The sequence below is a fragment of the Methylobacterium sp. P3_A11 genome (genome assembly GCF_056403155.1).
In genome coordinates, this window is the sequence record NZ_JBFUGA010000174.1 from 1 (window position 1) to 7,051 (window position 7,051).

General features: G+C 69.5%; 11 protein-coding genes. 5 read left to right on the plus strand and 6 right to left on the minus strand.

Features of this window, described 5'->3' with window-relative positions:
- On the plus strand, window positions 1–137 hold a 137-nt coding region (locus AC1DXK_RS29435), incomplete at its 5' end, for a DUF1674 domain-containing protein (protein ID WP_477299611.1).
- Between the two features lie 34 nt (window positions 138–171).
- Here AC1DXK_RS29435 and AC1DXK_RS29440 read toward each other — a convergent pair.
- Window positions 172–1,194 carry a 2-keto-3-deoxygluconate permease gene (locus AC1DXK_RS29440; RefSeq protein WP_457105562.1) on the minus strand — a complete coding sequence of 341 codons (1,023 nt, stop codon included), beginning with the start codon at window positions 1,192–1,194 and terminating at the stop codon, window positions 172–174.
- 240 nt (window positions 1,195–1,434) lie between these two features.
- Here AC1DXK_RS29440 and AC1DXK_RS29445 point away from each other — a divergent pair, with 240 nt between their 5' ends.
- A complete protein-coding gene (locus AC1DXK_RS29445; RefSeq protein WP_457105561.1) occupies window positions 1,435–1,743 on the plus strand; it encodes a cupin domain-containing protein in 309 nt (102 codons plus the stop codon).
- A gap of 8 nt (window positions 1,744–1,751) precedes the next feature.
- Here AC1DXK_RS29445 and AC1DXK_RS29450 read toward each other — a convergent pair whose 3' ends face one another.
- On the minus strand, window positions 1,752–2,261 hold the full coding sequence (locus AC1DXK_RS29450) for a L,D-transpeptidase (RefSeq protein WP_457105560.1): 510 nt from the start codon (window positions 2,259–2,261) through the stop codon (window positions 1,752–1,754).
- A 534-nt stretch (window positions 2,262–2,795) separates the two neighbouring features.
- Here AC1DXK_RS29450 and AC1DXK_RS29455 point away from each other — a divergent pair.
- From AC1DXK_RS29455 to mscL, 3 genes are read left to right on the plus strand one after another with little or no spacing between them, the layout of a single operon-like run.
- Entirely contained in the window at window positions 2,796–3,506 is a 711-nt protein-coding gene (locus tag AC1DXK_RS29455) for a phosphatidylserine decarboxylase (RefSeq protein WP_457105559.1), read from the plus strand.
- Window positions 3,507–3,513: 7 nt separating this feature from the next.
- Complete coding sequence (locus AC1DXK_RS29460) at window positions 3,514–4,374, plus strand: CDP-alcohol phosphatidyltransferase family protein (RefSeq protein WP_457105558.1); 861 nt, start codon at window positions 3,514–3,516, stop codon at window positions 4,372–4,374.
- Between the two features lie 59 nt (window positions 4,375–4,433).
- Complete coding sequence (gene mscL, locus AC1DXK_RS29465; protein WP_457105557.1) at window positions 4,434–4,853, plus strand: large conductance mechanosensitive channel protein MscL; 420 nt, start codon at window positions 4,434–4,436, stop codon at window positions 4,851–4,853.
- A gap of 4 nt (window positions 4,854–4,857) precedes the next feature.
- Here the strand turns inward: mscL and AC1DXK_RS29470 are convergent, their stop codons facing one another.
- From AC1DXK_RS29470 to AC1DXK_RS29485, 4 genes are all read right to left on the minus strand, one after another.
- On the minus strand, window positions 4,858–5,133 hold the full coding sequence (locus tag AC1DXK_RS29470) for a hypothetical protein (RefSeq protein WP_457105556.1): 276 nt from the start codon (window positions 5,131–5,133) through the stop codon (window positions 4,858–4,860).
- 134 nt (window positions 5,134–5,267) lie between these two features.
- Window positions 5,268–5,681 (minus strand): DUF1236 domain-containing protein, encoded by a 414-nt coding sequence (locus tag AC1DXK_RS29475; RefSeq protein WP_477299609.1) that lies wholly within the window; start codon window positions 5,679–5,681, stop codon window positions 5,268–5,270.
- 123 nt (window positions 5,682–5,804) lie between these two features.
- Window positions 5,805–6,545 carry a NepR family anti-sigma factor gene (locus AC1DXK_RS29480; RefSeq protein ID WP_457105554.1) on the minus strand — a complete coding sequence of 247 codons (741 nt, stop codon included), beginning with the start codon at window positions 6,543–6,545 and terminating at the stop codon, window positions 5,805–5,807.
- A 163-nt stretch (window positions 6,546–6,708) separates the two neighbouring features.
- A partial coding sequence (locus AC1DXK_RS29485; RefSeq protein ID WP_477299610.1) for a class II glutamine amidotransferase occupies window positions 6,709–7,051 on the minus strand: 343 nt, incomplete at its 5' end.

The window sequence follows — 7,051 nt, forward strand, 5'->3', positions numbered from 1 at the left end:
AGGCCGCCGCGCGCCGCGCGGCGATCGATGCCCGTGCCGCCGAGATCAGCGCCAAGCCCGAGCGCCRGGGGCGCGGCGGCCTGGAGCCGGTGCGCTACGACGACTGGGAGGTGAAGGGTCTCGCGGTCGACTTCTGAGGGCGACGCGCTGGCTGGCCCACCGGCTGGGTCTCTACTCCGCGGCGACMGCCAGCGCCGACTCGGCACCGGCCCGGGTGTTGGCGTCTCCCTTGGCCTCCGCGGCACCCGCCCCGAAGCGCCGATACCAGAGACCGGTCAGGATCGGCACGAGGAGCGAGGTGACGATGATGCAGATCGTCACCAGCACGGTGGCTGTCTGTGCCGCCGGGGCGAATTGCGGGGCGACGGCCGCGATCGCCAGCGGATTGGCGGCGGCCGCCCCGGCGGTGGAGGAGGCGGCGAGCCCCGCCGTGCCGGTCCCGCCTCCGATCGCCCGGTCCGCCAGGATCAGCGGGATCCCGGTCAGGACGATGACCCCTAGCGCGAGCGCGATGCCGAGCCCCGCGAGGGGCGACAGCAGGTTGTTGAGATCGACCGTATTCCCGAGGGCGAAGGCGAAGAAGGGGATCATCAGCTGGCCGCCCGGGGCGAACAGGGCGCGCAGCTTCGGATCGAGGTTGCCGAGGGCGAAGCCGACGAGGAACGGCAGCACCGCGCCCACGAAGATCTGCGGCTCGAAATGCGCGGCCCCCGAGGCGCCGAGGATGATCATGCTCATCAGCGGACCGGATTCGATCGAGGTCAGGATGAAGGCGCCCGCCTCCTCGCGGCTGCCATAGGTCTGCATGAGCGACGCGTAGAGCCCGCCATTGGTCATATCCATCGCGCAGACGATCGCCAGGATCGACAGGCCGGCGAAGAAGCCGGTCTGGACGCCCTCCGGCGGAATGAACACGGATGCGACCAAGACGATCGCCCAGGCCGCGAGGAGCTTGGTGACCACCAGCGTGCCGGACTTGCGCAGCACCGTTCCGGTCGCCCGCAGGCTGACCGAGGCGCCCATGCAGAAGAACCAGACCGCGAGGATCGGGATCACCCCGGTCATGATCCCCTGCGTGAAGCCCTTGAAATAGGCCGGCGCCCCCGGCGCGAAGGTCTTGCACAGGGCACCGAGCAGGAGCGGCATCAGCATCAGGCCGCCGGGAATCCTGTCGATCGCCGCCTTGATCTGCATGGCGTGCACCCTCCCGATCCGGATCGTCCGCCGGCGCAACGGACCCAAGCGGGTTCGCGGGCGCGGCCCCGGTCCGCGCCTCTGTCGGGCGCCTCTCGAACCGGTGCGTCATCCTGTCGGGGCGCGGCGCAGGCCGTCAAGCGGTGCGCCAAGGCAGGGCTTGCCGGCTGAGGCATGCTGTCGGGCGCGGAACGTCGGGTCCCGGGCGCCGTTGGGCTGGTTCACTGACGGGAGGAGACGATGGCGACGACGATATCAGCCCGCAGCGCAGCCGCGGGACCGCACGGCGAGATCGGCCTCGCCCGCGGCGAACGGCTCGGGATGCGGATGTGGCGGGCCGAGGAGCCGAATGCCGACAAGCCGATGACGACCTCGCCCCACGAGACCGTCGGCTACGTGATCAGCGGACGGGCCGAGCTGATCGTCGGCGGCGAGACCGTGGCCCTCGCCCCGGGCGATTCCTACTGCGTTCCGGCGGGCGTGGCGCACACCTACCGGATCCTGGAGACGTTCACGGCCGTGGAGGCCACCGCGCCGCCGGCCGCCTGAAGCCGGCGTCAGTGGGTCATGTAGACCGGTGTGCCCACGTCGACCCGGGCGTAGAGGTCGACCACGTCCTGGTTGAACATCCGGATGCAACCGTAGGACGCGTAGGTCCCCACCGAGCTCGGCCGGTTGGTGCCGTGGATCGCGTACTCGCCGCCCGCCAGGGTCATGGCCGCCGCGCCCATCGGGTTGTGCGGCGAGCCGCCCGCGATGAGGTTGGGCAGGCGCGGGTTGTCGCGCTTCACCTCCGGGGGGGGCGACCAGGCGGGGGCGACGTACTTTCCGTCGATGGCGGCGGTGCCGAACCATTGCTTGCCGGGGCGGCCCACCGCCACCGGATAGCGGATCGCCGTCCCGTCGCCATTCACGAGGTAGAGCTTGCGCTGGGACACGCTGATCACCACCGAGCCCGGCGAGACGCCGTTCTGAAAGGGCACGACCTCGCGCGCCTCGGCGGTTTGAAGACAACCGGCCAGCATCGCCCCGGCCAGACTCAACGACGCCGCCACCCGAACCGACATGACCGTGAACCTCGATCTGCAAGACTATCTGGGTCGAGTAATCCACGGCCGAGCTTGTCGTTCCAGAAAAAGCTACGGTTGATGCCGCGCCGGCCACCGAATCTGCTGCCTACGGTAAAGGAGCAACGTAAATCGAACCGGCGAGACCAGGACAGCGCAGGGTTAAGATTGCGCCGCAGGACGCTTCGAACACCGCGGCTTCAGTCCTCAAGCACAGGATTGTCCGGCGCGCGATGCGGCATAGCTTCGGAATCCTCGTGCCTTCCCAAGGGCAGGGTGGGTTGGCCGCACGATTGCGGGTCGGCCCATCGCCTGCCGTGCAGGAACTCCCGTCCTGAACATCCAGGCTCCCGTATGCGGGGCGCAGCGCCGGCGGACGGCGACGCGGCGGGGGAGGCGAACTGCCAGCGCGCCATCCGCGGGACCGGGCGCGCGGCCGCCCGCGACCCTCGGAAAGTTGACGGCGGCCCGGCGGGCTGCCATCCGCGCGTCCAACCTGTCCGCTGATCCGCGGCCCCGTGAGTCCGAAAAACAATGACAGACCTGATCGAGACGATCCGCCGGACGCTCGTGCCGATCCACAAGGAGGGCTATCCCTTCATCCTGATCGGCATCGTGCTCACGGTGCTGGCCGGCTACTTCTCGCAGTTCTTCGGGTGGATCTTCCTGATCCTCACCCTCTGGGTCTGCTACTTTTTCCGCGATCCCGAGCGGGTCACCCCGGTGGCGGACGGGCTCGTGATCTCGCCCGCCGACGGGCGCGTGAACCTCATCGCCACGGTCCTGCCGCCGCCCGAACTCGACCTGCCACAAGTGCCGACGCTGCGGGTCTCGGTGTTCATGAACGTGTTCGACTGCCACGTGAACCGGGTGCCGGTGGCGGGCCGGATCGGCCAGATTCACTACACGCCGGGCTTGTTCCTCAACGCCGAGCTCGACAAGGCCAGCGACGACAACGAGCGCAACGGCATGGTCATCGAGACGACCCATGCCGGCCAGCCGAAGCGGGTCGGCGTGGTGCAGATCGCGGGCCTCGTCGCCCGGCGGATCGTCGGCTTCGTCACGGCGGGCGACGTGCTCGGCGTCGGCGAGCGGTTCGGCCTGATCCGCTTCGGATCGCGGGTGGACGTGTACCTGCCGGCCGGCGCGACCGTGCTGGTCGGCCTCGGCCAGAAGGCGGTGGCCGGCGAGACGGTGCTGGCCGATCTCGGCGGCGGCCCGGAGCGGCTGTTCAAGCGGATCTGAGGCGGCCATGGACGATCTCTTCCCGCCCTTCGCGCCCGATCCGAACGAGCCGCGGCCCCGCCGGTTCAAGCCGGTGCCGTTCCGGATGATCGCGCCCAACATGATCACCCTGATGGCGCTCTGCCTCGGGCTGACGGCGATCCGGCTCGCCTTCGAGGGCAAGTTCGAGCCCGCGGTCATCGCCGTCGTGGTGGCCGGCGTCCTCGACGGCATCGACGGGCGGGTGGCGCGGCTGCTCAAGGGCACCTCGCGCTTCGGGGCGGAACTCGATTCGCTCGCCGACTTCGTGAATTTCGGCTGCGCTCCGGCCCTGATCCTCTACGGCTTCGTGCTGTTCCACCTGAAGTCGGCAGGCTGGATCGTGGCGTTGATCTTCGCCATCGCCATGGCCCTGCGGCTCGCCCGCTTCAACGCGATGCTGGACGACCCGAACCGGCCGGACTGGAAGAAGGACTTCTTCGTCGGCATGCCGGCGCCGGCAGGCGCGCTCACCGCGATGCTGCCCCTCTACCTGCATTTCCTGGGGTTCGGCATCGAGACCTGGGCGGCGCCCGCGGTCCTGATCTACGTGCTGTGCATCGCCCTGATGGTGGTCTCCACGGTCCCGACCTATTCGGGCAAGACCATGGGCAAGCGGGTGCCGCGCAGCCTCGTCCTGCCGATCTTCCTGTTCGGGGTCGCGGCCTTCGGCATCCTGATCAGCTACCCGTTCGAGGCGCTGGTCGCGGTGAGCGGCGGCTACCTGCTGACCATCCCCGTGGTGGCCGCCCAGTACCGCCGCCGGCTCAAGGCTGAGCTGGCGACCGCCGCGGAGGAGCGGCCCGTCCTTGCAGGGGAGACGCGGTCCGCGGGCGTCGCACCGGAATAGGTGCTGGCCGTCGCGGGATTCTCCACTACCATGAGCAAGGTCGGGGCGGAGATTTGACGATGCTCGAGGAGTTCAAGAAGTTCGCGCTGCGCGGCAACGTAGTCGATCTCGCGGTCGGCGTGATCATCGGCGCAGCCTTCGGGGCGATCGTGACGTCGGCGGTCCAGGATATCTTCATGCCGGCGATCGGCGCGGTCACGGGCGGACTCGATTTCTCGAACTACTACATCCCGCTCTCGTCCAAGGTGCAGGCCGGGCTGCCTTACGCGGACGCGAAGAAGCAGGGCGCCGTCATCGGCTACGGACAGTTCCTGACCCTGACGCTGAACTTCCTGATCGTCGCCTTCGTGCTGTTCCTGGTGATCCGGGCGATGAACCGCCTGCAGACCGCCGAGGCGAAGAAGCCCGACGAGGTGCCGGCCGACGTGAAGCTTCTGTCCGAGATCCGCGACCTCCTGGCCGCGAGGCCGCGCGTCTGAGCCTTCAGCCGTCGCGTTTGGCGTCATCCTCAGGCTTGACGCCGAGGGCATCGAGGATCTGGTCGAGGGCTTGGCCGACGGCGCCGGTCCCTTCCTCGTGGGTCTTCAGGCGGGTCTCGAGCCGGCGGATCTGCGGCTCGAAGACATCCGGGACCGGGTCGTCACCGAGGAAGCGCGGCTTGTCCGGCCCCACCGGCAGGACGCTGCGCAATTGCTGGCCCAGGTGATCGCGCACCGGTTCGGGCAGCGTCGCGTTCGGATCGTTCGGAGTGTCGTTCATGGTCGCCTCGCGGATCGAACCGCATGTCAACGGCCGGACGTATGATGCGTTGCGCCGACGGCCGCGGCTGGCGGAGGGTCCCCCGGAGCCGGGCTCCAGGGGCGCTTGGGCCGGTCGCCGACCGGCCCGCGGGATCAGTCGATGACCTCGACGATCCGGTGGCTGCGATCGACCAGCACCGGACGGTCGTTCACGACGGTGTAGCGGTAGCCCGGCTGCACGTGGTACTCGGTCGGCACGTCATAGTAGGTCACGCCCGAGGCCGGCAGGGTGGTGCCGACGGCGATGCGGCCGTCATAATCGTACGAGCGGACGTTGCGCTCGCGGACATAGCTGCGGAAACGCGGGGCCATGTCGACACCGAGAATGCCGCCGACCGTGCCGGTGGCCGCGCCGACGGCAMCGCCGACGATCCCRCCGATCGGGCCGGCCGCATCGGCACCCGCAGCGGCGCCGCGCTCGGCACCCGGGATGGTGCCCTGGGCCTGGGCGGCCAGCGGCAGGGACAGGGCGAGGGCCGAGGCGGCGATGAGGATCCTGAAGGTCATGCGGGATTGCTCCGTTCCGTGGCGTTCCGCCGCGGAGACGCGGCGAAGCTCGGGCCGGTAACGCTCGACCCGGGAAACGGATGCATCTTTTTTGTGGGGCGCCGGGATCCGGACCGCGATTCGTTACGCGTCCTTGGGCATCGCCGACTGGATGAACCGGTCGGAGCCGAGATCCTCCTCGTCGTAGCCCAGCAGCTCGGCGAGCCGGCCGCGGGCGCGGCTGACGCGGCTCTTCACGGTGCCGACCTTGCAGCCCATGATCGCCGCCGCCTCCTCGTAGGAGACGCCCTCGGCGCCGACCAGCACCAGGGCCTCGCGCTGGTCCGGCGGCAGCTTGGCCAGCGCCGATTGCAGATCCTCGACGTCGAGCCGGTCGCCCTGGTGCGGGGCCGTGGCGAGCCGGGCCGCGTAGGAGCCGTCCTGGTCCTCGACCTCGCGCACCCGCTTGCGGTGGTCCGAGTAGAAGATGTTGCGCAGGATCGTGAACAGCCACGCGTTCAGGTTCGTCCCGGGCTGGAACCGCGCGCGGTGCTGCCAGCCTTTGAGCAGGGTATCCTGGACGAGGTCGTCCGAGCGGGCGGGGTTCGAGGTCAGGGACAGCGCGAAGGCGCGGAGCGACGGCACCGCCGCCAGCAGGCCGTTGCGGAACTCCGGCTCGATCGCCTCGCCGCGGGCGCGCAGGGCCGCCTCGAGCTTCTCGATCAGCTCGGCGAAGCGGGACGGCAGAGTCTCCTCGCCGATCCGCTCGTAGACAGTGCGCAGGTGTTCCCCGAGATGCGTGCGGATTCCCGGCGCCAGGTTCGGGCGGCCATCCCGCGTCCCGTCCTCCTGGGACAGGACGGATTCGGTGTCGTCGCGGGTCATGCGTGTCGCGCTCGTCGTCTCATCGTGGCTCGACCACCGGTCCCAAGGCGGTCGAGGCGGATCGCTTGTCGGTCCGAATTCGCGGCGGAATCCGGCCGATGCGCTCCTGTTCCCGGCGTTCTAGCGCATCGGGCGCGGCCATGCACCCTCGGGCGGACTTCACTTATGCTAAGTTGCGCGGTCTCAACAGGCGGATTGCCCCATCCCGGAGTGTCAGGACGTCGCCGCGGGCGAGGTCGGTCCAGCACTCGTCCCGGGTGAGCGCCTGCGTGGCGATCACCGTCACCACGTCGTGCTCGGTGGTCTCCTTCGCGAAATCCACCTGCCAGTCCTCGTCGATCAGGGTGGCCTTCCCGAAAGGCGCACGGCGGGTCAGGTAGCAGAGGCGCTTGCCGCAATGGGCGTAGAGGGTGCGGCTGTCGGTCAGAAGCATGTTGAATACTCCGAGCCCGTGCAGCTCGCCCGCGAGATCGGCGACCGCCCGGTCGAGGGTCTCGGGCCGGGGC

What these genes read in the sequence shown, in the direction of transcription:
- AC1DXK_RS29480 (WP_457105554.1), bottom strand. Translation starts at nt 6,545, where the DNA reads ATGACCCGCGACGACACCGAATCCGTCCTGTCCCAGGAGGACGGGACG.
- AC1DXK_RS29450 (WP_457105560.1), bottom strand. Translation starts at nt 2,261, where the DNA reads ATGTCGGTTCGGGTGGCGGCGTCGTTGAGTCTGGCCGGGGCGATGCTG.
- AC1DXK_RS29445 (WP_457105561.1), top strand. Translation starts at nt 1,435, where the DNA reads ATGGCGACGACGATATCAGCCCGCAGCGCAGCCGCGGGACCGCACGGC.
- AC1DXK_RS29455 (WP_457105559.1), top strand. Translation starts at nt 2,796, where the DNA reads ATGACAGACCTGATCGAGACGATCCGCCGGACGCTCGTGCCGATCCAC.
- AC1DXK_RS29460 (WP_457105558.1), top strand. Translation starts at nt 3,514, where the DNA reads ATGGACGATCTCTTCCCGCCCTTCGCGCCCGATCCGAACGAGCCGCGG.
- AC1DXK_RS29470 (WP_457105556.1), bottom strand. Translation starts at nt 5,133, where the DNA reads ATGAACGACACTCCGAACGATCCGAACGCGACGCTGCCCGAACCGGTG.
- mscL (WP_457105557.1), top strand. Translation starts at nt 4,434, where the DNA reads ATGCTCGAGGAGTTCAAGAAGTTCGCGCTGCGCGGCAACGTAGTCGAT.